Source organism: Sphingobium sp., from assembly GCF_033795625.1.
Lineage (GTDB): Bacteria > Pseudomonadota > Alphaproteobacteria > Sphingomonadales > Sphingomonadaceae > Sphingobium.
The window spans coordinates 1-23155 of the sequence record NZ_JARYGI010000041.1; the positions used below are offsets into that span (position 1 = coordinate 1).

The 23155-nt window shown below is 62.8% G+C and carries 22 protein-coding genes, 1 tRNA gene and 1 pseudogene; 5 read left to right on the top strand and 19 right to left on the bottom strand.

Annotation, left to right across the window (positions count from 1 at the left end; translation table 11 throughout):
- Nucleotides 1-73: 73 nt before the first annotated feature.
- The 19 genes and pseudogenes from QHC67_RS16005 to QHC67_RS16095 form a co-directional block, all read right to left on the bottom strand.
- Nucleotides 74-2335: a GH12 family glycosyl hydrolase domain-containing protein gene (locus QHC67_RS16005; RefSeq protein ID WP_319295790.1), complete on the bottom strand. Its 2262-nt coding sequence runs from the start codon at nt 2333-2335 to the stop codon at nt 74-76.
- 646 nt (nt 2336-2981) lie between these two features.
- A pseudogene (locus QHC67_RS16010) lies at nt 2982-3573 on the bottom strand (IS5 family transposase); the annotation flags it as partial.
- Nucleotides 3574-4618: 1045 nt separating this feature from the next.
- A tRNA-Phe gene (locus tag QHC67_RS16015) sits at nt 4619-4694 on the bottom strand.
- Between the two features lie 76 nt (nt 4695-4770).
- Nucleotides 4771-4938: a DNA gyrase inhibitor YacG gene (locus QHC67_RS16020; RefSeq protein WP_319295791.1), complete on the bottom strand. Its 168-nt coding sequence runs from the start codon at nt 4936-4938 to the stop codon at nt 4771-4773.
- A gap of 2 nt (nt 4939-4940) precedes the next feature.
- On the bottom strand, nt 4941-5930 hold the full coding sequence (locus QHC67_RS16025) for a ribonuclease (protein WP_319295792.1): 990 nt from the start codon (nt 5928-5930) through the stop codon (nt 4941-4943).
- Nucleotides 5923-6537: a nucleoside triphosphate pyrophosphatase gene (locus tag QHC67_RS16030; protein ID WP_319295794.1), complete on the bottom strand. Its 615-nt coding sequence runs from the start codon at nt 6535-6537 to the stop codon at nt 5923-5925. The genes QHC67_RS16025 and QHC67_RS16030 overlap by 8 nt, the downstream gene beginning before the upstream one ends.
- The gene (gene infA, locus QHC67_RS16035; RefSeq protein ID WP_037524582.1) at nt 6534-6752 is read right to left on the bottom strand and encodes a translation initiation factor IF-1; all 219 of its coding nucleotides are present in this window, start codon (nt 6750-6752) and stop codon (nt 6534-6536) included. Before infA ends, QHC67_RS16030 begins: the two co-directional genes overlap by 4 nt.
- Before the next feature lie 91 nt (nt 6753-6843).
- Nucleotides 6844-8091, bottom strand: a complete 1248-nt coding sequence (locus QHC67_RS16040; RefSeq protein ID WP_319295797.1) for an adenosylmethionine--8-amino-7-oxononanoate transaminase — start codon at nt 8089-8091, stop codon at nt 6844-6846.
- Entirely contained in the window at nt 8088-8711 is a 624-nt protein-coding gene (bioD, locus tag QHC67_RS16045; protein WP_319295798.1) for a dethiobiotin synthase, read from the bottom strand. The genes QHC67_RS16040 and bioD overlap by 4 nt, the downstream gene beginning before the upstream one ends.
- A complete protein-coding gene (locus QHC67_RS16050) occupies nt 8708-9838 on the bottom strand; it encodes an 8-amino-7-oxononanoate synthase (RefSeq protein ID WP_319295799.1) in 1131 nt (376 codons plus the stop codon). Before QHC67_RS16050 ends, bioD begins: the two co-directional genes overlap by 4 nt.
- Before the next feature lie 168 nt (nt 9839-10006).
- On the bottom strand, nt 10007-12133 hold the full coding sequence (locus QHC67_RS16055) for a sodium-translocating pyrophosphatase (protein WP_319295801.1): 2127 nt from the start codon (nt 12131-12133) through the stop codon (nt 10007-10009).
- Nucleotides 12134-12355: 222 nt separating this feature from the next.
- Complete coding sequence (thiL, locus tag QHC67_RS16060) at nt 12356-13270, bottom strand: thiamine-phosphate kinase (RefSeq protein WP_319295802.1); 915 nt, start codon at nt 13268-13270, stop codon at nt 12356-12358.
- A 16-nt stretch (nt 13271-13286) separates the two neighbouring features.
- Nucleotides 13287-13733 (bottom strand): transcription antitermination factor NusB, encoded by a 447-nt coding sequence (nusB, locus tag QHC67_RS16065; protein ID WP_319295804.1) that lies wholly within the window; start codon nt 13731-13733, stop codon nt 13287-13289.
- Nucleotides 13730-14257 (bottom strand): DUF1993 domain-containing protein, encoded by a 528-nt coding sequence (locus QHC67_RS16070; protein ID WP_319295805.1) that lies wholly within the window; start codon nt 14255-14257, stop codon nt 13730-13732. Before QHC67_RS16070 ends, nusB begins: the two co-directional genes overlap by 4 nt.
- Before the next feature lie 11 nt (nt 14258-14268).
- On the bottom strand, nt 14269-15573 hold the full coding sequence (gene hisD / locus QHC67_RS16075) for a histidinol dehydrogenase (protein WP_319295807.1): 1305 nt from the start codon (nt 15571-15573) through the stop codon (nt 14269-14271).
- The gene (hisG, locus tag QHC67_RS16080) at nt 15563-16225 is read right to left on the bottom strand and encodes an ATP phosphoribosyltransferase (RefSeq protein ID WP_319295808.1); all 663 of its coding nucleotides are present in this window, start codon (nt 16223-16225) and stop codon (nt 15563-15565) included. The genes hisD and hisG overlap by 11 nt, the downstream gene beginning before the upstream one ends.
- Nucleotides 16226-16458: 233 nt before the next feature.
- Nucleotides 16459-17361 (bottom strand): pirin family protein, encoded by a 903-nt coding sequence (locus QHC67_RS16085; RefSeq protein WP_319295810.1) that lies wholly within the window; start codon nt 17359-17361, stop codon nt 16459-16461.
- Nucleotides 17358-18077, bottom strand: coding sequence for a glutathione S-transferase (locus tag QHC67_RS16090; RefSeq protein ID WP_319295811.1), 720 nt, complete (start codon nt 18075-18077; stop codon nt 17358-17360). Before QHC67_RS16090 ends, QHC67_RS16085 begins: the two co-directional genes overlap by 4 nt.
- A complete protein-coding gene (locus QHC67_RS16095) occupies nt 18074-18364 on the bottom strand; it encodes a BolA family protein (protein WP_319295813.1) in 291 nt (96 codons plus the stop codon). The genes QHC67_RS16090 and QHC67_RS16095 overlap by 4 nt, the downstream gene beginning before the upstream one ends.
- A 45-nt stretch (nt 18365-18409) precedes the next feature.
- Between QHC67_RS16095 and QHC67_RS16100 the strand changes: the two genes are divergently transcribed.
- From QHC67_RS16100 to QHC67_RS16120, 5 genes are all read left to right on the top strand, one after another.
- The gene (locus tag QHC67_RS16100) at nt 18410-19018 is read left to right on the top strand and encodes a J domain-containing protein (RefSeq protein ID WP_319295815.1); all 609 of its coding nucleotides are present in this window, start codon (nt 18410-18412) and stop codon (nt 19016-19018) included.
- Between the two features lie 165 nt (nt 19019-19183).
- Complete coding sequence (cobS, locus tag QHC67_RS16105) at nt 19184-20188, top strand: cobaltochelatase subunit CobS (protein WP_319295817.1); 1005 nt, start codon at nt 19184-19186, stop codon at nt 20186-20188.
- Between the two features lie 13 nt (nt 20189-20201).
- The gene (gene cobT, locus QHC67_RS16110) at nt 20202-22028 is read left to right on the top strand and encodes a cobaltochelatase subunit CobT (RefSeq protein ID WP_319295818.1); all 1827 of its coding nucleotides are present in this window, start codon (nt 20202-20204) and stop codon (nt 22026-22028) included.
- 156 nt (nt 22029-22184) lie between these two features.
- Nucleotides 22185-22661 (top strand): GreA/GreB family elongation factor, encoded by a 477-nt coding sequence (locus tag QHC67_RS16115; protein WP_319295820.1) that lies wholly within the window; start codon nt 22185-22187, stop codon nt 22659-22661.
- Nucleotides 22662-22750: 89 nt separating this feature from the next.
- Nucleotides 22751-22960 (top strand): dodecin, encoded by a 210-nt coding sequence (locus tag QHC67_RS16120; protein ID WP_319295822.1) that lies wholly within the window; start codon nt 22751-22753, stop codon nt 22958-22960.
- Nucleotides 22961-23155: the final 195 nt, after the last annotated feature.

Consider the following 23155-nt stretch of genomic DNA (forward strand, 5'->3'; position numbering starts at 1 on the left):
GCCTCTTGCCCATTTCCAAACTCCTTCATAATCCAAAATAACAGAGATTCTGGACCACTCAGAAGGGGGCAGATCAGTCGGCATAGCTCGCAACGCCAAGGTTAGTGTTCAGCTTCACCGTGTCGCGGACGCCATTGAAGTGCAGGTCATATATAGTGTCACGGGCATCGCCCGATCCGAACATGAAGGTGTCCGCGCGATAACCGCCCACTAAGCCATCCTTGCCCGCGCCGCCATAAAGCATGTCCGTACCGCCACTGCCGTCCAGAAAGTCGTCGCCCGCACCGCCCTTCAGGATGTTGTCGCTATTGTCGCCAGTTAGCCAGTCGTCAAATTTCGACCCGATCAGGCCTTCGATCGAGGAATAGGTGTCGCCAATCGCATCGCCGCCTGACTGCGTCTGCCATAGATTTGCTCTTACTCCACTCTTTGCGGATGCGTACACGGCGAAGTCGAAGCCGGCGCCTCCGACCAGCATATCCGCGCCTGCGCCGCCGTCCAGCATGTCGTCGCCTGCGCCGCCTTCGAGGCGGTTACTCGCGCTGTTGCCATACAGGAAGTTGTTGAGCGCGTTGCCTGTGCCATTGATCGCTTCGGTTCCGGTCAGGACCAGATTTTCGACGTGATCGGTTAACGTGTAGCTGAACCCGGCCTTCACCGTGTCGTTCCCTTCGCCCGAAAGCTCAACGACCGTATCGTTCAGCGAGCGCAAGACGTAAGTGTCATTGCCCTTGCTGCCGTGTAGAGTGCTGGTTCCGGAGACAACCGTCAGCGTATCGTCGCCATCAAGCGCATGGAGGATCGACTGCGATCCCGTGGCGACCAGATTGTCCGCGCCGTTCGTGCCGTCGATGGTGGTGATCGGGCTGACGATCTCCGTCGTCGTTCCTGTACCCGTGACATGCTGGATCTTCAGCGTGCCATCGGGTTCTTTGGATTGCACGTCGTAGTTCAGATGGTTGATCGTCAACGTACCGGAGCCGGACACCACTTCTGCGCCAAGCTGCGACATAGCGAGATACTCGTCCTTGCCGACGATACCCATGTCGATCAGCGTGTTGAACAGCTTGACCATGTCCAGCGTCCCTACCGGTATATCGCTGTTGGCGACGATGGCAGTGTAATGCGTGCCGGGCGCACGGTAGATGGTGCCCGCGAAGTCACCGTCCTGATACGTGCCGATCTTGTCACCGAAGGCTTCGAAGTCGCCCTTGTGCAGCCACACCATGATCTCGTTGGTGACGGTCGATGCGTCGCCGCCGGGCTTGTTGGTCAGCCAGATGTCGAATGCGACGTTGAAGCCGCTTGTGTCGCCGCTGTAGCCGACATCGAAGTCGGCCTTAAGGGATGTGAGCTTGCTCAACTGTACGGGGAATACCTGCGCCTTGTCTCCCGGGTTGGTCCCTCCTGAGAAGGGCGATGCGCCGAACAGCAGATCGGGATAGGCCAGCACATTACCGGCGGTGCCTTCCGCGAGAGACAGCTTGGGAAAATCCCAATTGAACGTCGTTCCTTTGGAAAGGTCCTGGTGGGTATAGGAAACGCTGTTGGTATAATCCGTGCCATACTTCAGGCTCGCCGCGTTCCACGCATTGTTGATGGCGTACCAGCCATTGTTGGTCTGACCCGCATGCGTGCCTTTCAACGTGTTTTGGCCGGCGAGCGGAGCCGAATTGGGGGCATCCACGACAATGGCGCTATCATGCAGGAAGCCGAAGTCCGTAGCCTTGAAGCTGGACACCGTGGCGCCGCGCACCATCAGTTGCTCGCCATTGCCCAGATCGAACTTTACGTCGCTGCCTTGTTGAGTGGCATGTGACATAAGGGTCTTGAAGTTGCCGATGCTGAAGCCGTCGAGACGTATGGTATCCTGCCCCGAGGTGAAGTTATAGACCGTGTCCGACCCTTGGCCTGCCTTGACGACGATGGTGTCAAACCCGCTGCCGCCGATCAGGACGTCGTTACCGCGACCGCCATCCATGTAGGCTCCGGTGGCGCCTGCCGTGATGATGTTGTTGAGGCTGTTGCCAAAACCCATTTTTGCGCCAGCGCCGGCGAGAACAAGGTTTTCTACGTTCGCAGCTAGAGTGATCGGCGTGTAGGCATAGCTGTAGAGTGTGTCGGTGCCCTGTCCAGCCAACTCCGTAATGGAGTAATTCGCGTCCCACACATAATAGTGGTCGTCGCCCTTGCCTCCGGACATCCGGTCGCCGGAAATGCCGTAGAACACGTCGTTATACGCAGTGCCCAAAATTGTTCCCGCTTTGTGGGAACCAATCCAGTTGTTGGGATTTATGCTCAGACTGAGTTCCAGATTATTAGCTGCATAATACATGGGCTTAGGTTCCTGTCGGGGTTGCCCCCTGATAGTCAGGAACCTGTGAAGCCTTCGCTGTGCGGTATTCTTAATGCGCAATTTACGTTGCTGTTGCGCGAAGCGTTCTGCCGCCCTTAAAACCCGATCAGCGAACGACGTTGCTCCATCATGATTATCGTTCATAGTGAACGGAAATCCGACAAAATATCGCTGCACGCGGAAGATTTCGCCTGGGTACAAACTGAGCGCAAAGCTTTCTTATGGACAATCTTTGCCGCTCGCCAAATGTTAATCCGCAGCGCCGTTGCAGCTCCATCCGCAACCTGCCTAAGAGTTTGCACGTCAAGTCTATGCCGGCTGGTTTGGCAGGGATGAATAGCGCCAAGTTGCATAGCCTAAACTTTTTTTAGCAACGGCAACCTTCCCTATGATAGCTCTGTCCAAATTTCACGCTGGGCCATCCCTTCGTCTGGACAGAAATGGCAGCACGCCGGACCAGCACTGGGATATAGAGACACAGGAAATCAGATAAAGGCAGGTATAGCGCATATGATACGATGAATGGCATCCGCAGCGTAGCAGCCTTCGGAGTAGTTCTCTATCACGCAGAGACCTTGCTTGATTTCAAGTTCGCTTCCCATGGCTCCCTCGGGCTGAGACTCAATCACAGCCAGAATGCCAGTGCGGTCACGAGCGCTACGCCTGACAGGAAGTTGGCGGCGAGTTTGTCGTAGCGGGTAGCGACGCGGCGGAAATCCTTGATCCGGCAGAAAGCTTTCTCGATGAGATGGCGGCCTCGGTAGCGCTGCTGATCGTAGCGGATAGCGCGTTTCCGGTTGCGCCTGCCGGGAATGACCGGAATGGTTGCGTTCTGGCACAGGGCCTTGCGAATACTGTTCGCATCGTAGCCCTTGTCATCGAGCAGGTACCGCAAGGGGCCCGCGCGTCCGAGCAACGCCGGCGCGGCCTTGACCTCGCTGACGTTGCCTGCGGTGAGCATCAAGGCATAGGGCCGGCCCAGCACATCGGTCAGGGCATGGATCTTGGTTGTCCAGCCACCGCGAGAACGACCGATTGCTTGCGTCTGGCGCCCCATTTTCCGCCAAACGCCGAGCGCTGGACCTTAATGTAGGTGCTGTCGATCGCCGTGCTTTGCGTGACTGCGCCCGCCTCGGCCAAGGCATCAAGCATCTCCGTCCAGAACCCCGCCGCGGCCAGCGATTGAATCGGTTGTAGGTCGTCGTGGAAGGCCCGTATGCCGAACTTATGGGTTTCCGGTTTCGGGCGCTCGCGTGACATGCAATCCTTTGCCTGAAAATTGTAGCCCAAGCGGTCTATTTATGCGATGTTTAGAAGCATCGATTCTGGCTGCGGGCGATTCAGGGGATAGAAATTGTTTCTCGTCGACAAAATTAATGAAAACGTGGCTGAGCTTTCATTCGAACAGCGCCTCATTGAACTTGAAAATCGGATTAGGCAGCTAATCTCGGAGCGAGCCTGTCGCTTTGTGGATTGGACTGACGACAACGGCCGCATCGCGGTTGGTCCTAGTTAGGCTGGTCTTCCCTCTTATCGTTCAATGGACGGCCCCATTTTCAGTATGATCACAATGTTATCAATTGCTTCAGACGCAGTATGGCAACGACTAGGGTTTCGAATTTCCAGCCAGTTTGGGCTGCCTTGAACCGAATTCATCAATCCCCCGTTCCACCGCCTGCCTCCATCTGCTGCCTGATCCAATCAACTCTCGTGAGAGAGCAGCACACAACTTCGTCGCTGCTCGCTGATGTCCCGAACGCTGACTGTGCTACAAAGCTGGGATTTCGGGCGCCGAGATAAAGTCACCACTCATCAATAGGCTGGCCCGCGATATAGGGTTCTCCAGACTTTAAAATATATGGCTAAGCGGCCAAGCTCCGAACATTGTGGATGAGTTATAGGCTGACAACAATCCAGCTAAGTATCTTCTTATGATTAGATAAATGTATGGTGCAGGGACAGCGGGACGAAACAGCGACATCGCGATGCAAATTCGCCGTGCGCGTGGTTCGCACCAATCTGCGATGGTAGAGCAGTACACAATTTGTCTCTGACCGGCGATGAAGGGGCCGATGACTTTGCCTACAGAGCTGGAATTTCCGGCGCCGAGATAAAGTCACTTCAGATCAACACTTGGCTCACCCAAAAGGTCTCTCGAGACCTGTAGAATAGATGGCAATACGGCCAACCTCCGGACATTGCGCAGGAATTCTACGCTGGCAGAAAACCAACTAAGTACTTGATCCTAAATAGATAAATAAGTGGTGCCCGGGGACGGGGTCGAACCGCCGACACTGCGATTTTCAATCGCATGCTCTACCAACTGAGCTACCCGGGCATCAATGCCAGAAGCGCGTCGCTCCGGCGATTGAGAGCGCTGCCTATAAGCGTCCGCTGGCGGGGCTGTCTAGCCCCTATTCGTCGTCTTTTTCCAAAGACAGCTCGGCTGGCGGGCCGGGCACGCGATAGTCTTCGCCCAGCCATTTGAGCAAGTCGCGATCGCGGCAGCCACGGCTGCAGAAGGGCTTGTATTCGGCTACCGTCGGTGCCTTGCACACCGGGCAGGTCTGGGCACGTGCCATGGCTATTCCATATATCCCGCAGAAAGCGACAATGTGGGTTCCGCGCGCAGTGTGACAAGGCCGCCACGCCGAACCCCAAGCTGCTCCAGCCACTCCGGGTGCTTGTTCAGCAAGGTGATTACGGCAGGCGCGCCGACGATGGTGACGCCCCCGCCCGTCCCGTGCCGCTCCGCCCGGCGGAGCAGCGCCATCGCCGCAGTCAGAACCGGGTCCTGCCGCAGCAGTTCGATTAGCGACGCCCGCTCCCGCTTGCGGACGATCTGGATGAAGCCGAAGCCATTCACCGCCGTCCGCTCGAAGGGCAGCGGCAGATATTTGTCCACCTGCGCCGCCGCGATCAGCCGCTCGTCCTTGTTGTTCATCGTCGGCAAGTCGATGCCGATCGATCCGGTCAGGCCCATGCGCCGGATCGCCATCGCGGCAAGCTTCGCGCCCTTGGGTCCGAGTTGCGCGGGCGGCAGGCTGCCGTCCACGTCGATCAGCACCATGGCGGGCGTCGGGAAGATGCGCAGCGCCGCGTCTTCGCTGCCCACTTCGCCGCTCGCCGCTTCTTCCAGCAATTCGCTCCAGCCATGCTCCTCCAGCCGGTCTTCTTCATGGGCGGGGCATGGCAAGATCGGAACGCCCGTGTCGCGCAGCCTCTGCAGCAGGCTCGGGCCGGGATGCGGCTTCGTACCGGGCGCGGAGATACGGCCCTTGGCGAGCTTGGCGCGACCCTCTTCGGGAATGGCGGAGCGCATGATGTCGACGACGACCATGCTTCCTTCCGCAACCTTGGGCGGGATGGGCTCCAGCAGCACTTCCTCGCCTGTGTCGAGCCGGACGATGCCGCGCTTCTTGGGGATCAGCGTGCGGACGAGCTTGCCCTGCGCCGCCGCGCCTGCCAGAACCATGCGGTTGTCGCGCTCGATCTGCGCCTCGACGATGCGGCCTTTTTCGATCAGCGCCGCGCGGGCCTCGCCGATGCCTTCCTCGTACAGCCACTCAGCCACAGGGATATCCCGAGGCCCGAAGCAAGGCGCGCGTTTCATAGAGCGGCAGTCCGACGACGCCGGAATGGCTACCCTGAAGGGCGCGGATGAGCCCGGCGGCGAGGCCCTGGATCGCATAGCCGCCCGCCTTGCCCTGCCACTCGCCGGATGCGAGATAGGCGGCGATCTCGTCAGGGTGCAGCCGCTTGAAAGTGACTATGCTGGTGGACAGCTTGTGCCGCGCCTGCCCCTTGGCATCGATCAGGGTGACGGCGCTCAGCACCCGATGGCGGCGGCCCGACAGCACATCGAGACAGGCACGCGCCTCCGCTTCGCTCTCCGCTTTCGGCAATATGCGCCGCCCTGCCGCAACCACGGTATCGCCCGACAGGATCAGGCACCCGGGACGACGCGTGGCCACCGCCTGCGCCTTTTCCGCCGCCATTCTCGCGGCATAAAGATGCGGCTGCTCAGCTTTCCCAGGCGTCTCGTCTATGTCAGCGGGATCGACGGCATCCGGCACGACCCCGATCTGCGCCAGCAGATCCAGCCGACGCGGCGAAGCGGACGCCAGCACGAGCTGTGTCCTGATGTCGCCCGATAGACCCGCCGTGGCGGCTCCGGTCATTTGAAGCGGTAGGTAATCCGACCCTTGGTCAGATCATAGGGCGTCAGTTCGACAAGCACTTCATCGCCCACCAGCACGCGGATGCGGTTCTTGCGCATCTTGCCTGCGGTGTGGCCCAATATCTCATGGTCATTCTCAAGCTTCACGCGGAACATCGCGTTGGGAAGCAATTCCACAACGGACCCGCGCATTTCAAGCAGTTCTTCTTTCGCCATAAATTCCCGATAGACTTAAAAATTCGCGCCGCCATAGCGCCTAAGTGTGCAAATGAAAAGCTATGCCGTCCCCGGCGCTGTGTGCGCGGGTTCAGGCAAAGTGTGCGCCGGCCTCGGCTATGGCGTCGAAGATGCAGGTCAACTGGCCGGCATCGGTGCAATAAGGCGGCATCACGTAGATAGTATTCCCCAGCGGCCGCAACAATAGGCCGCGCTCAAGGAAAAACGCCCGGAGTTCAGGACCCAGCGTGGACAGATAACCCCTGTCGTCCGTCACCAGATCGATTGCGGCGATGGTGCCGATCTGACGAGGGTTGGCGAAGATCGCACCATCGAGCGCCGCCATGCGATCCGCCACTGCTGCCGAGAGCGTCGCGATCCGACCGAGAACATCCTCCTCCGCCCAGATGGCAAGGTTCGCAGCCGCGGCGGCACAGGCAATCGGATTCGCGGTGTAGCTGCTGGAATGGAAGAACATCCGCGCTCGGTCAGTCGACCGGTGCGCCTCGAATAGCCGCCCGTTCGCCAACGTCACCGCCAGCGGTATCGCGCCTCCGGTAATCCCCTTGGCAAGACACATGATGTCCGGGCTGACGCCAGCCTGTTCGCAGGCGAACAGCGTGCCGGTACGGCCCCATCCGGTCATCACTTCGTCGGCGATGAAAAGCACATCATGGCGCGCACAGATCGCCGCCATCTCCCGCAACACCCATGTAGGATACACCAGCATCCCGCCCGCGCCGAGGACCAGCGGCTCCACGATGAACGCGGCAGGCTTTGCGGCGCAGGCAGCCGCCAGCGCGTCCAGCGTTGCCTGCTCGCTCCCGGCTACCGGAAAGGGGATAGTGCCCACATCGAACAATAGCGGCTCATAGGCGCGATTGAACGCCCCGCGCTCGCCCACCGACATCGTGCCGATGGTGTCGCCATGATAGCTATGCTCCATGACCAGAATCGACACCCTGCGACTGTCGACGACATTCCAGTAGCCAAGCGCCATCTTCAGCGCGACTTCCACCGCAGTCGACCCGCTGTCGGAAAAGAAGACATGCTGAAGGCCCGACGGCGCGATGTCGATCACGCCACGCGCGACGGCCTCGGCGGGCTCATGCGTATATCCGGCGAATATGACCTGATCGAGCCGGGCGGCCTGGTCGGCGATGGCGGCCACGATACGCGGGTGGCAATGTCCATGCGTCGTCACCCACCAGCTTGAGATCGCGTCGATCAGCGTGCTGCCATCGGCGCAGTGAAGCAACGCTCCCTCTGCCCGGACGACCTGCGGGATCGGCTCGTTCAGGCCATGTTGCGTGAAGGGATGCCAGACGGACGAAGTCACAGCGCCGCCTTTATCGTAGCCAGATCGATATGCTCCCGCATTGCCTGTGCCAGTGTGTCCGCGGTGATCTTTTCCAGCATCGGCAGGCGGCCGAGCGAAGCAATCTTGCCGATCAGCGGCACGATATGTTCGTTCTCCTCATGCGCATCGCCGATGAAGGCGACGCCGAGCAGCGGCACGCCACGTGCGCGCAATGCCTCGATGCTGAGCAGACTGTGGTTGATGGTCCCAAGCCCCGTCCGCGCGCACAGGATCACCGGAGCCTGCCACGTCGCGAACATATCGGCATACAGCAAGGACTCGGTGAGCGGCACCAGGACACCCCCCGCCCCCTCGACAACCAGCGAGCCGTCCACCTGCGGCAGCGCGAGCCGTTCGGGATCGATCGCCACCCCGTCGATCCGCGCCGCGAGATGCGGCGAGGCAGGCGTCGCGAGGCGATACGCCTCCGGCAGCACGCGCACGCCCAGCATCGTCGCGACCTCGGTATCGCTCGCCGGGTACATCCCGGCCTGCACCGGCTTCCAATAAGGCGCGCCAAGCACCGCCGCGAGCCCTGCGGCGAACACGGTCTTGCCGATCCCGGTATCCGTGCCCGTCACGACCACCGCCCGCGTCATGCAAGCGCCTCCCGCAGCGCCACGCCCAGAGCGTCCACATCGGCCAGCCCGACATTCAGCGTCAAGGAGATGCGCAACCGCGATGTACCCGGCGCCACAGTCGGCGGACGAATACCGCGCACGTCGAAGCCCGCCGCCTGCAACGCCGCCGCAACCGCCATGGTGCGTTTGTCCTCTCCAAGGATCACCGGCAGAATCTGGCTCTCCGGTGCCGGCAATCCAAGCGGCGCGCATATCGCCTCCGCCGCACGTCTGCGCAAAGCCATCACCCCGGCACGCAGATCGTCAGCCGCCTCCACCCGGCGCAGTGCCGCCCCCACCGCCACAGCCATCAGCGGCGAAGGCGCAGTCGAGAAGATGAACGGCCGCGCGCGGTTCACCAGCCAGTCGATGACGCTACGTGGCCCGCACACCAGAGCGCCCTCCACGCCCAGTCCCTTGCCGCAGGTATGCAACGAGACCGCATTCCCCTGCCCCTCCAGCGCCGCGCCGATGCCGCGTCCGCCGGGGCCGAACACGCCCGTCGCGTGGGCCTCGTCGATCAGCAGCATCGCGTCATGCTGCGCAGCAATTTCGGCCAGCGCGCTTACAGGAGCGATATCGCCATCCATGCTGTAGAGCGTCTCGACGGCAATCCACACGCGGCCCATGCCGCCCTCCGCCCGCCATCGCGTGATGGCGTCGGCAAAAGCCTGCGGATCGTTGTGCCCGGCAAAGACGTGCGCGGCTTTCGATTGCCGGATGCCGTCATGCGCGCTCGCATGCACCAGCGCATCGGCCACGATCAAATCGCCTCGCTGCGGCAGGCAGGACAACAGCGCCATGTTGGCGACAAACCCATTGGCGAAATACAGCGCCGCCTCGCTGCCGAAGAACGCCGCCGCCTGAGCCTCCAGCGCCTCATGCTCGGGCGCGTTTCCGCGCAGCAGCCGCGATCCGCCCGACCCAACCGGCACGCCACGCGCCACCGCATCGGCCACCGCCTGCGCAATCTGCCTGTCGCCTGCGAGGCCAAGAAAATCATTGGAAGCGAAATCGCGCCCCGCTCGCGGCACCAGCCGCCGCAAACGCCCACGTGCGTCCAGCGCGGCAAGAGGCGCAGAGAACAGGTCAGCGGCTTCCGTCACGCTGCCGCTATAGATGCCGCCCAGTGCCGTTCAAGCCCTGTTTACAGCGCTGAACAGTTGTTTCCGCTCCAGGAAGCAGAACTGCGGCATTCCGGACTTCGCGTAAAAAGCGGTCCGAGATGCCCGCCCGGAACACTCCGTACGGGCATCCCGTCTACGCCAGATCGTCTAAACCGCCCCGTGCGCCAATGCCGCCAACAGCAGCAATGCCACGATGTTGGTGATCTTGATCATCGGATTGACTGCCGGACCAGCGGTGTCCTTGTACGGATCGCCCACCGTGTCGCCCGTGACGGCAGCCTTGTGAGCATCGCTGCCCTTGCCGCCGTGATTGCCGTCCTCGATGAACTTCTTGGCGTTGTCCCATGCGCCGCCGCCGCTGGTCATCGAGATCGCGACGAACAGCCCCGACACGATTACGCCCAACAGCAACGCCCCCAAGGCCGCAAAGCCATTGGAAACCCCGGCGACCGCCGCGATCACGAAGTACACCACGATCGGCGCCAGCACCGGCAGCAGGCTGGGAATGATCATCTCCTTGATCGCCGCCTTCGTCACCAGATCGACGGTGCGGGCATAGTCCGGCTTGCTGGTGCCATCCATGATGCCCTTGTTCTCGGCGAACTGCGCGCGCACGTCCTTCACCACGTCGCCCGCGGCACGGCCTACTGCCGTCATACCCATCGCGCCGAACAGATAGGGCAACAGCGCGCCGAGCAGCAGCCCGACGATCACATAGGGATTGGAGAGGCTGAAATCGACGGCATCGGTCAGGCCCAGCGCCGAATTGTAGAACTTCAGGTCTTCCGTATACGCCCCGAACAGCACCAAAGCCGCTAGCCCCGCCGATCCGATGGCATAGCCCTTCGTCACCGCCTTTGTGGTGTTGCCCACCGCGTCCAACGCATCGGTGCGTGTGCGCACGTCATGCTCCATGCCCGCCATTTCGGCGATGCCGCCCGCATTGTCCGTCACCGGGCCATAAGCGTCGAGCGCCACGACCATGCCCGCCAGTGCCAGCATCGCCGTCGCCGCGAAGGCAATGCCGATGAGGCCCGCAAGCTGATGCGACACGATGATGCCGATGACGATAACCAGCGTCGGCAACGCCGTCGATTCAAGACTGATCGCCAGCCCCTGAATGACGTTGGTGCCGTGCCCCGTCTCCGAAGCCTTGGCGATGGAGCGGACCGGGCGGTAATTGGTGCCGGTATAATATTCGGTGATGACCACCAGCAACCCGGTGACGCCCAAGCCCACCATCATCGACCAGAACAGGTCCATGCCGGTATAGCCACCCGCGCCGTCGAGGTCTGCCCCGAACACCGCATTCATGTCGCCCAGCACCTGCGCCGTCACATAATAGATCGCGCCGATGGACAGGATCGCCGTGCACCAGAAGCCCTTGTAAAGCGCGCCCATGATCGACTGGCTGCCGCCCAGCCGGACGAAATAGGTGCCGATGATCGACGTGATGATGCAGATGCCTCCCACCGCCAGCGGCAATGACATCAGTTGCATAAGTTGCGCATTGTCGACGCCGGTGATCAGCAACGCGATCAGCACCATGGTCGCGCCGACCGTCACCACATAGGTCTCGAACAGATCGGCCGCCATCCCTGCGCAGTCGCCTACATTGTCGCCCACATTGTCCGCAATCACGGCCGGGTTGCGTGGATCGTCCTCCGGGATTCCAGCCTCCACTTTACCCACCAGATCCGCGCCGACATCCGCCGCCTTGGTAAAGATACCGCCGCCGAGCCGCGCAAAGATGGAGATGAGCGATGCACCGAACGCGAGCGCAACCAGGCTGTCGATGACGAGCCGGTCATCGGGTGCATGCTCCGCAGGACCCGTCAGATACCAGAAGAACACGGAGATCGCGAGCAAAGCCAGCCCCGCCACCAGCATGCCCGTAATCGCACCCGCGCGGAACGCGACGGTGAGTCCGCTCTGCAGGGAATTGCGTGCCGCTTCGGCCGTCCGCACATTGGCGCGGACCGAAATGTTCATGCCGATATAGCCTGCAACGCCCGATAAAATCGCCCCGATCAGGAAGCCGATGGCCGATGTGACGCCGAGGAACACGAACACCAGCACCGCGACGACGACGCCGACCATGGCGATCGTGCGATACTGCCGCGCCAGATAGGCCTGCGCCCCTTCCTCGATCGCGGCGGCGATTTCCTGCATCTTTGCATTACCCGGCGAGGCGCTCAGCACCTGCCTTGCCGTGATGATGCCGTATAGCACGGCCAGCAGGCCGCACCCTATGGCGATGTAAACTATTGTCATTATTGATCCTCTCCCCTTGTTCTCGTCAGTTCATGGTCGCTCCGCAGGGAAATTGGCGACATGACTGGGGGAGCAGGCCGGGGATCGCGCATCCGGTCGCTAAGGTCAGGGCTGGCAATCGGCGGCGCATCGGCATGGCGCAAATCCTGATCGGCAAGCAGTGTTCAGGCCGGAGACTATCGCAGTACCGCGCAAGGTCAAGCGTGCTGAACGCGCGCCAGCCTACCTATGATGTTGATAACCCATGCGCGAAGGCAGCGGGACAGGCTGTCCATCCAGCAGCAGGCGGAGGCCTTCACCGGATGAAAGGCGGCCGACGGGGATGGCTGGAACCGGCAATGATGCGCCTTCGGGCGCGGCGAACAGCAGTTCGTAATCATCCCCGCTCGTCGCCGCATCGAGGCGCGCTTCACGTCCGCGCAAGCTGATAAAGGCATCGGATAACGGGATATGGTCGATCGTCACGCACAGGCCACTCGCCTTCGCGATCCTGTCCGCGTCGATCAGCAAGCCGTCCGAAACATCCATCATGGCGGTGACATGGGGCGCTAGGGCGTGCCCTTCACTCACGCGGGGTTGCGGGCGGCGGTAGGCTTCCACCAAGGCCGCGGGCTCATCTTTACCGGATTGCAGCAGGGACAGTCCCGCGCCGCTGTCGCCGACCGGGCCAGTGACATAGAGGACATCCCCCGCCTTCGCACCGGCCCGCGAGGGCACATACTGCGTGGTCGCGACCCCGATGGCGGTGAGCGTGAAACTGCGCGGAGCACCACCCGGCATTGCCACGGTATCGCCCCCGATCAGCGGCATCCCGAACCGCTCCAGCGCCGCCTGCAAGCCGGACAGAAACGCCGCGTCCCAGTCGCTGTCCCCCGACAGCGCATAATTCATCAGGCAGGCCCGCGGCTTCGCGCCCTTGGCAGCCAGATCGGACAGGTTCACCGCCGCCAGCTTCCATCCGATGCTATCCGCCGGATCGTGGGCCAGGAAATGCACGCCCTCGACCAGCGTATCGCTCGTCAGCACCAGCTTCGCGTCGCCGACATCGAGCACCGCTGCATCGTCCTGCAATCCACGTGCAGCAGGATCGGTCGCCATCGCCCTCAACAGATCGATGAAGGCGCTTTCCCCGCTCACATCAGGCCCAGTCCCATCAAGGCCGCGCGACCTTCGCGACGGCATCCAGCAGGCCGTTGACGAAGCCTGATTCGCGCTTGTCGTAAAACGCATGCGCCACATCGACATATTCGCTGATGACAGTGCCGGTCCCGACGTCAATCCGCGCCAGCAACTCGTAAGTGCCCGCCCGCAATATCTGTCGCATCGGCTTGTCGAGCCGCTCAAGGCTCCACCCCGTCGACAGCTTGCTCGCGATCAGTCCGTCGATTTCCTCGCGCCGCGCGTCCACGCCCTTCACCACATCGTCGAAGAACGCGGTCTCTGCATGGACATATTCCACATCCTCGATGGTCTTCCCCAACCGATGTTCGTGGAATTCATGCAGCAACAGCGGCAGCGGCTTGGGCTCCATGTCGAGCTGGTACAGCGCCTGCACGGCGGCGAGGCGGGCAGCGGAGCGGGATTGGGCGCGGGCGTTCATGCTGCGGGCGTGATCCGGACGGCGCCGATGAAATCGCGCTTGCCTATTGCCAAGCCTTTATGCCGAAGGATGTCATACGCGGTCGTTGCGTGAAAATAGAAATTGGGTTGCGAGAACGACAGGAGGAAGTTCTCCGCCGTGAACGGCATGCCCCGATCGCCCAGTTCGAACACCATGTCGCGGCCGATATATGCATCCAGATCTTCAGGGGCCAGCGCAGTCAGTGCCGCAAGCGTGGTTTCAAGCTGCGCCTTTAGCCCTTCGAAGCTGCTCGGCGGCGGAGTCATGTCGGGACTGAATGTGCCTTTATGCAGAGCACTGATCGCGCCGAGGGAATGGACCGTCGTGGACTTCACCTGATAGACGAAGGGGTGCATGTCCTCCGCCAGACGTGCGTTCAGGATATCGTCAGCAGGCAAAGACCCTTCCGCGCAGAAGGCCTCCGCCTTGTCCACCAGGCGCAGCACCGAATTCAGGATCTGGATATAAGACGGAACCGTCGCCTGATAGAGGGAAAGGGCCATGATTGTGTTCCTTAGCGAAACTGGAGTGAATGGAGGCGGAGGGCGACGGACGCCGCATGTGCAGGCAAACCTTCGGCCGTCGCAAGCGCTACCGCTGCCGGGCCGATGGCGCCGATCGCAGTTCGGTCCAGCGCGAGGAAGCTGGTGCGTTTCATGAAGTCGAGCACGGAGAGCCCCGACGAAAAGCGCGCGCGGCGACCCGTCGGCAGCACATGGTTCGGCCCGGCGACATAATCGCCCACTGCTTCGGGCGTCATGCGGCCCAGGAACACCGATCCGGCATGCCGCACCTGCGCGAACAGGGCGTCTGGATCATCGACGGCGAGTTCGAGATGCTCGGCCGCCAGTGCATTCACCAGCGGGATCGACGCCGCCAAATCGGGCAGCAGGATGATCGCGCCATTGGCGTCCCAGCTCGTCCGCGCCACGGCCGCCGTGGACAGTGCCGGTATCTGCCGATCCACCGCCGCCGCGACGGCATCGGCGAAAGCGGCGTCATCGGTCAGCAGGATCGACTGGCTGGTCGGATCATGCTCCGACTGGCTGAGCAGGTCGGCGGCGATCCACTCCGGATCGTTCTTCCCATCGGCGACGATCAGGATTTCGGACGGGCCCGCCACCATGTCGATACCGACGACGCCATAGAGTTGCCGCTTGGCCTCCGCGACCCAGGCATTGCCGGGGCCGACGATCACGTCCACCGGCGCGATGCGCTGCGTGCCATAAGCGAGCGCCGCCACCGCCTGCGCCCCGCCCACGCGCCAGATCTCACCGATCCCGGCGATCTCCGCTGCCGCCAGCACCATCGGATTGATGATCCCATCGGGCGTAGGCGTGACCATCGCGATCCGCTCGACGCCCGCGACCTTCGCGGGGATCACGTTCATCAGCAGCGAACTCGGATAGGCGGCGCGCCCACCCGGCACATACAGCCCCGCCGCATCGACAGGCCGCCACCGCGCGCCCAGACGCACGCCCGCGCTGTCCACGCCGTCGCTGTCCTGCGGCTTCTGCTTTTCGTGATAGGCCGCGATCCGGTCGGCCGCCAGTTCCAGCGCATCGCGCAACTCGCTCGAAATACCCGCCAGCGCCGCCTTCCGCTCCGCCGCCGGGATCGCCCAGCCGCTCGCCTCCAGATCATGGCGATCGAAGCGCTGCGTATAATCCGCGAGCGCACCGTCGCCCTCATTGCGCACGCGCTTCAGGATCGCGGCCACATCACGCGACACATCCTCGTCCGCCTCGCGGCGCGCATTCACCAGCGCCGTGAAGGCTTCGGCGAAATCCGGCGAACGGCTGTCCAGCCTAAGCGGCATCGCGCACTCCCACGGCCCGGCGGAACGCCTCGACCAGCGGCACCAGTTCGCCCGAGCGCATCTTGAACGCGGCGCGATTGACGATCAGCCGCGCGGAAATCTGCATGATGATGCTTGTCTCGACCAGACCATTCGCCTTCAGTGTCGCGCCAGAAGAGACCAGGTCGACGATCCGCCGCGACAGCCCCAGCGACGGCGCCAGTTCCATCGCACCGTTCAGCTTCACGCATTCGGCCTGAATGCCCTGCGCCTCATAATGCTTGCGTGTCAGGTGCGGATATTTGGTCGCGACGCGCACATGGCTCAACGCGGCCTCGTTCTCCGCGGCCAGACCCTCGGGCTCTGCGACCGACAGGCGGCAATGGCCGATGTCGAGATCGACCGGCGCATACAGCTCCGAATAGTTGAATTCCTCGACCACATCGGACCCGACGATCCCGATCTGCGCCGCGCCATGCGCCACGAAGGTCGCCACGTCGAATGCGCGCACCCGGATGATCGACACATTCGCCTGATTGGTCGCGAACCGCAGCGCCCGGCTCTTGCCATTGTGGAAGTCCGCCTCCGGCTCGATCCCGACGCGCGAGAGCAAGGGCAATGCCTCTTCGAGGATGCGGCCCTTGGGGATGGCGATGATCAGCGGCTGGCTCATGGCGCGGGCTTTACTTGCGGGCGCGGCAATGGGCAAGCGGGGTGGTGGCCGGGATTCCTCTGGCAGTGAATATCCGGCCGTTCTTATATGTCCGTTCGTGCTGAGTAGGGACTGAGCGAAGTCGAAGGCCCGTATCGAAGCATCTGCACCAAGCTTCAATCCTTCGATACGCCATTTCGACAAGCTCAATGGCTACTCAGGACGAACGGGGGGTCATGCCTGGTCCTGCCTCATCATGGATAACTCACCGTCTTCGGCCGACCCTGCGGAATGGGAATGAACTCCTCGTCATCACCCGGAATCAGCGGAAAGCGCATCGCTTCCCAATCGTCCCGCGCCTGCATCAGCCGGTCCTTGGTGGACGACACGAAGTTCCACCACACATGCCGCGGCGTCTTGAACGCCTCTCCACCGCACAGCATCACGCGCCCGCCGTCCACGCTATAGAGCGTCGCCCGCGTGCCCGGCCGCAGCACATACAAAGTCTGCGGCTTCAGCGGCACGCCATCCAGCGCCGCGTCCCCGCCCGACACATAGAGGGCGCGCTCGTCCGCTTCGGGCTCGATGGGGATTGCCCCGCCTGGACGGAGCATGATGTCGGCATAGACAGTCTGCGCATAGGTCGTGACCGGCGCCCGCTGCCCCCATAGCGATCCCATGATGACCCGCGCCCGCGCGCCGCCGTAATCCAGCACCGGCAAGGCATCCTCGGGCACATGCTCGAACGCTGGGTCGATTTCCTCACGCCCGTCCGGCAAGGCGATCCACGTCTGGATCGCCGACAGCTTCGATGCCCGCAGCCGCTCGTCTTCGGGAGAGCGCTCCGAATGGACGATGCCCGTGCCCGCCGTCATCAGGTTGACCGCGCCCGGCTCGATCAGCTGGTTCGACCCCAGCGAATCGCGATGCTGGAACGCGCCTTCATACATATAGGTGACGGTCGCCAGGTTGATGTGCGGATGCGGACGCACGTCGATCCCTTCACCCGGCCCGAATTTGGCAGGCCCCGCCTGATCGAAGAAGATGAACGGCCCCACCATCGTCCGCTCCTTCGCAGGAAGGCTGCGATAGACCTTGAAGTCGCCAAGGTCGTGGGTGGTCGGCGCAATGGTCTGGATGATGATGTCGTCGCTCATGCGTCGTCCAATTCGGGATAATGACGGAATATGCCGTCCTGATTGAAAGGAACACGGCGTTCGCTCTGCAGATAATCCTGAAGCTCGGGCAGCGCCGCCACACGCGCATGCAGGGCCATGACCTTGGGATAAGCGTCCTTCGCGCACGCCATTCGTCGAGGAAAGGCGTAGGCCAACCCCGCCACAAGTTGAAAGAGCGACAGGTCGGCATAGCTCCACCGCGTGCCCGCCAGCCAGTCGCCCGGCTGCGCGTCCAGCGCCTTTTCGAACCAGCCCAGATATTTGGGGATGCGCTCCTCCCGGAAATGCTTCGCGGCGCGCGCCGCCTCCGCCTTCTGGTCGTCATAATAGAGCATCACGGCGACCGGGTGGTGAACGTCATGCGCCTCCTCCACGACATCCATGATGGTGAGTTGCAATTGATTGAGCCAGTAACGGGCCTTCATCGACGACGGCGACAGATCATGCCGCTCAGACAGGAACGACAGGATGTTGGCGGTCTGCGACACCGCCTGCCCGTCTATCGAGATATAAGGCGGCGCGAAGGCGGGCCCGACATCATGACTGGCCATGTCATCCATCAATGCCTGCGCACCGTCTTCCCGCGCACGGTCTCGATAGGGGATACCGGCTGCCTCCAGAGTCAACCGGACGAACTCGCCCCGTCCCTGAATGCCCGGCCAATACCAGAAGTCATAGGCGTCTGCGTCGCTCATGGCGCTTCTGCCGGCGCGTTCGCCTTGATCGCCAGCGCGTGGATCTTCTCCCGCAGCAAATCCGACAGCGCCAGATTGACCAGCCGCTGCCGCGCTACCCGGCTCTGGCCGGTGAAAGCGTCCGCCACGATCTCCACGGTGAAATGGCTCTCGCCAGTCCCGTCGTCTCCGGTATGTCCGCGATGCTTGGCGCTATCGTTGATCACGGCAAGCTGTTGCGGTTGCAGGGCGGCGCGCAGGCGCGCTTCGATTTCAGTGGCCACAGGGCCTTTCGATTCTCCGGTCATGGTCCCTATATAGTCGGATCACATCTGTTTGCATCTGGACTGATCTTGGCTTCCGATCCTTTTTCCTCGCGCCGCTTCAACCGCTTTCACGGGCGGGTGGAAAGCGAAGGGCGCCCCTGCGCCGTTGGCGGATGCCCGGAGCCCGGCGAGTTTCGCGCGCCTCCCCCCGAAGGACCGGCCTCCCATGCGGAGGGGCCGCGCTGGCGCTGGCTGTGCCTCGACCATGTGCGCGAATTCAATTCCGGATATAATTTCTTCACCGGCATGTCCCCCGACGAGATCGAGGCGGCGCAGCGCCCCTTCGCCGGCTGGGAGCGCGAGACTCGCGCCTTCGCCGCCAACGGCGCGACGCCTCCGCCCAAATGGCAGGATTTCGACGATCCGATCGACGCCATCGGCGCGCGCTTCAAGGAGCGGATGCGCGAAGCCCAGGCCCGCGCCGACGCAAAACCGCTCTCGACCGACGACCGCAAGGCGCTAAAGACGCTCGGCCTCGGCGTCGACGCGGACCGAAAAGCGCTCCGGCAGCGTTATACCGAACTCGCGCGGCGCTATCACCCTGACCATAACGGCGGGGACAGGAGCCACGAGAAAGCGTTGCAGGAGGTGATTTCCGCCTATACGCATTTGCGAAAGGCTCCGGCCTTTGCATGATGCTTCGATACAGGCCTTCGACAAGCTTAGTCCCTACTCAGCACGAACGGTGGGGATTGGTTTACATATTGCACCGTTCGTCCTGAGTAGCCATTGAGCGAAGTCGAAATGGCGTATCGAAGGATCGTCCCATCCAACCGCCCGGTTCCCAAAGACAGGCAGAGCATGACCGACATACCCAATACCCAGCCCGACAGCCGCACCGAAACCGTGATGGAACGCCCTGACCGGGAGGTCAGCGCCCGTGACGTGTTCGGCGTTGACGTGGACATGAAGGTCCCCGCCTTCTCCGAAGCCGACGAGCGCGTGCCCGATACCGATCCCGCCTATGTGTTCGATCCGGACACCACGCTGGCGATTCTCGCGGGCTTTGCGCACAACCGCCGCGTGATGGTTCAGGGCTATCACGGCACCGGCAAGTCGACGCATATCGAACAGATCGCGGCGCGCCTCAACTGGCCGTGCATCCGCATCAACCTCGACGCGCATATCAGCCGCATCGACCTTGTCGGCCGCGACGCCATCGTCCTGAAGGATGGGCAGCAAGTCACCGAATTCAAGGAAGGGCTCCTGCCCTGGGCGCTGCAACGTCCCGTCGCCCTGGTGTTCGACGAATATGATGCGGGCCGCCCCGACGTGATGTTCGTGATCCAGCGCGTCCTCGAAACCGACGGCAAGATGACGCTGCTCGACCAGAACCGGGTGATCCGCCCCTCGCCCCATTTCCGCCTGTTCGCGACGTCGAACACCGTGGGCCTGGGCGACACGACCGGCCTCTATCACGGCACGCAGCAGATCAACCAGGGCCAGATGGACCGCTGGAACATCGTCGTGACCCTGAACTACCTGCCCGCCGCGACCGAGGCGCAGATCGTCCTCGCCAAGTCCGGCGAATATGATCACGAGGGCGGCCGCAAGGAAGTCGAGAACATGATCAAGGTCGCCGAACTGACGCGGCAGGGCTTCATCAACGGCGACATCTCCACCGTGATGTCGCCGCGCACCGTCATCAGTTGGGCCCAGAACGCGCTCATCTTCAAGAATGTCGGCTTCGCCTTCCGCCTCTCCTTCCTCAACAAATGCGACGAGGCGGAACGCTCGCTGGTCGCGGAATATTACCAGCGGGTGTTCGGCAAGGACCTCCCCGAAAGCGTGGTAGGCAAGGCTTGATCGCGGCAGCGCCATGACCGAACGCTCTCCCCTCGACGCCTTCAAGGCCGTGCTGTCCGGCGCAGCGCGGGCGATGGCGCACGACCCGGAGCTGGAGGTGTCCTTCACCGCCGATGCGCCGCACGTCGCGGGCAAGCAGATCAAGGTGCCCGCGCCCGCCCGCGCCCTGCCCGCCGATCAGGTGGCGCTCGCCCGCGGCTTCGCGGACGGCTACGCCCTCCGCGCCCGGCACCACAACGTCAAGATGCACGCTGCCTCCGCGCCCGGCGAAGCCGTCGCCCGCGCCGTCTACGATGCCGTCGAGCAGGCGCGCGTCGAAGCCATCGGTTCGCGCCAGATGGCGGGGGTCCGCGCCAACCTGAACGACGCGCTCGCCATGCGCCTCAAGTCCGACCCCATCGCCCGTGCAAAGGGCCGCGACGAAGTGCCGTTGAGCACTGCCGTCGCCCTGATGGTCCGCGAGCGCCTCACCGGACAGGCCGCGCCCCGCAGCGCCGTCGCGGGCCTCGATTTCGTCCGCGAATGGATCGAGGACAAGGCGGGTTCTGACCTCGACGCGCTCGGCCTTGCATTGGACGACCAGCGCGCCTTCCAGAAGCTCACCACCTCGCTCCTCGAACATCTCGAACTCATCGAGAGCGACGCGCCGCCCGACGCCAGCGACGACGACGCCGACGAGGAAGGCGAGGATCAGGAGCAGGAACAGGACGAGGGCGACGAAGGCGAGGAAAACGCCGGCGACAGCGACGCCCAGACCGAAGCGCGTTCCGAAGAAAAGGGCGGCGAAAGCGAAGACGGCGACCCGGATTACAGCGACGAATTCGACAGCGACAGCGAGAGCGGCGCGGACGACATGGGCGAAGAGGGCATGATGCCCGTCCGCCCCAATCGCCCGATGTCGGACCTGCCGCCCGGCTTCGACTACAAGGTCTACAGCACCCGCCACGACGAAACGACCGGCGCAGAAGATCTGTGCGACGATGACGAACTGATCCGCCTGCGCGGTTTCCTCGACCAGCAGATGACCTCGCTGCAAGGCGCGGTGACGAAGCTCGCCAATCGCCTGCAACGCCGCCTGATGGCGCAGCAGTCGCGCAGTTGGGACTTCGATCAGGAGGAAGGCATGCTGGACGCCGCCCGCCTCGCCCGCATCGTCATCGATCCCACGCGCTCGCTCTCCTACAAGATCGAGCGCGATACCGAATTCCGCGACACGGTCGTCACCCTGCTGATCGACAACAGCGGATCGATGCGCGGCCGCCCGATCAGCATCGCCGCGATCAGCGCCGACATCATGGCGCGCACGCTGGAACGCTGCGGCGTCAAGACCGAGATTCTGGGCTTCACCACCCGCGCCTGGAAGGGCGGTCAGAGCCGCGAGGACTGGCTGGCCGCCGGTCGCCCGCCGCTCCCCGGCCGCCTCAACGACCTGCGCCACATTGTCTACAAGCGCGCCGACGACCCATGGCGCCGCGCCCGCAAGAACCTCGGGCTGATGATGCGCGAGGGGCTGCTGAAGGAGAATATCGACGGCGAGGCGCTGCTCTGGGCGCACAGCCGCCTCATCGCCCGGCACGAGGAACGCCGCATCCTGATGGTGATCTCCGACGGCGCGCCGGTCGACGACTCGACGCTTTCGGTGAATAGCGGCACCTATCTGGAGCGGCATCTGCGGCAAGTGATCGACTGGATCGAGAACCGCTCACCCGTGCAACTCGTCGCCATCGGCATCGGCCATGACGTAACCCGCTACTACAAGCGCGCCGTCACCATCATGGACGCCGAACAGCTTGGCGGCACCATGGTCGAGCAGTTGGCGGGCCTGTTCGATGAGGACTAGGCGCGCAACCCTCCCTACGCCCGCGAACACCCCCTCTCCGTTCGGACTGAGCCTGTCGAAGGGCCACACTGAGCTTGTCGAAGTGCCTTCACGCCGTTCAGGCGAAGGCTTCGACTACGCTCAGCCCGAACGGATTGTGATGTCGGGAAAAAGTTCATGAGCGTCGCCTTCCGCCGAGAGAGCGACGAGGAGCATCTCGAACCCAAGTTCGAACTCCCCATCCCGCCCGGCCCCAACCTCGTCACCCCGCGCGGCCTCGCGATGATCGAGGCGCGCCTGCGCGACATCGAAGCCACCCTTGCCGCCACCACCGAAGTCGAGGCGCGCAAGAAGGTCCTGCGCGAAGCCCGCTACTGGCGCACCCGACAGGCCACCGCCCAACTCGCCCCCCTGCCGCCGCAGGACAGCGTCGCCTTCGGCTCCCGCGCCCGCTTTCGCCTGAACGGACAGGACCGCGCTCTGGATCTGGTCGGCGACGACGAAGCCGACCCCACCCAGGGCCGCATAGCCTTCTCCGCCCCCCTCGCCCGCGCGATGATGGAGGCGGGCGTCGGTGAACTACTCGACGTCGGCGGCAAGGCGGAAGCTATGGAGATACTGGAGATCGGCGTTTCCGACTCGATGGAGGCGTGACTCGCAATCTCGTGTCAGCAGAGCTTCAGCCTGAGCGGGAACTTAGATTAACAAAGCGCGTCTATTCCCCAAATGGAGAAGGATGTCACATGCAGCACGTAGCGAAGGTCGTAGAGATAGTCGGCACCTCCGAAGTGGGGATCGATGATGCGATTCAGGGTGCGATCGCGCGAGCCGCAAAGACCCTGGACAACCTGCAATGGTTCGAAGTCACCGAAATGCGCGGGCACATCAGCGACCAGAAGATCGAGCGTTTCCAGGTAATGTTGAAAGTCGGCTTCGGCCTCAACGACGACTAGCGTAAGTCACGGCCGCACGGGCATGTCTCGCGCTGCATGTGCAAAGACCCTGTCCTACAGGTCCTTCCATGCGCTAAGTCACGCCACAGTGTTAAAAGCCGAACACCCTGCGCGAGGTCCGCACCGTAGTCCCAGCATGTCCGCGGCCCCGCAAGCGGCAACCGGGCTGGCCAACTGGACAGCATTGGACTTGAC

Coding starts and splice junctions, on each gene's coding strand:
- QHC67_RS16005 (WP_319295790.1), bottom strand. CDS start 2,335: ATGTATTATGCAGCTAATAATCTGGAACTCAGTCTGAGCATAAATCCC.
- QHC67_RS16020 (WP_319295791.1), bottom strand. CDS start 4,938: ATGGCACGTGCCCAGACCTGCCCGGTGTGCAAGGCACCGACGGTAGCC.
- QHC67_RS16030 (WP_319295794.1), bottom strand. CDS start 6,537: ATGACCGGAGCCGCCACGGCGGGTCTATCGGGCGACATCAGGACACAG.
- infA (WP_037524582.1), bottom strand. CDS start 6,752: ATGGCGAAAGAAGAACTGCTTGAAATGCGCGGGTCCGTTGTGGAATTG.
- bioD (WP_319295798.1), bottom strand. CDS start 8,711: ATGACGCGGGCGGTGGTCGTGACGGGCACGGATACCGGGATCGGCAAG.
- QHC67_RS16055 (WP_319295801.1), bottom strand. CDS start 12,133: ATGACAATAGTTTACATCGCCATAGGGTGCGGCCTGCTGGCCGTGCTA.
- nusB (WP_319295804.1), bottom strand. CDS start 13,733: ATGAACGCCCGCGCCCAATCCCGCTCCGCTGCCCGCCTCGCCGCCGTG.
- QHC67_RS16070 (WP_319295805.1), bottom strand. CDS start 14,257: ATGGCCCTTTCCCTCTATCAGGCGACGGTTCCGTCTTATATCCAGATC.
- hisD (WP_319295807.1), bottom strand. CDS start 15,573: ATGCCGCTTAGGCTGGACAGCCGTTCGCCGGATTTCGCCGAAGCCTTC.
- hisG (WP_319295808.1), bottom strand. CDS start 16,225: ATGAGCCAGCCGCTGATCATCGCCATCCCCAAGGGCCGCATCCTCGAA.
- QHC67_RS16085 (WP_319295810.1), bottom strand. CDS start 17,361: ATGAGCGACGACATCATCATCCAGACCATTGCGCCGACCACCCACGAC.
- QHC67_RS16090 (WP_319295811.1), bottom strand. CDS start 18,077: ATGAGCGACGCAGACGCCTATGACTTCTGGTATTGGCCGGGCATTCAG.
- QHC67_RS16095 (WP_319295813.1), bottom strand. CDS start 18,364: ATGACCGGAGAATCGAAAGGCCCTGTGGCCACTGAAATCGAAGCGCGC.
- cobS (WP_319295817.1), top strand. CDS start 19,184: ATGACCGACATACCCAATACCCAGCCCGACAGCCGCACCGAAACCGTG.
- cobT (WP_319295818.1), top strand. CDS start 20,202: ATGACCGAACGCTCTCCCCTCGACGCCTTCAAGGCCGTGCTGTCCGGC.
- QHC67_RS16115 (WP_319295820.1), top strand. CDS start 22,185: ATGAGCGTCGCCTTCCGCCGAGAGAGCGACGAGGAGCATCTCGAACCC.
- QHC67_RS16120 (WP_319295822.1), top strand. CDS start 22,751: ATGCAGCACGTAGCGAAGGTCGTAGAGATAGTCGGCACCTCCGAAGTG.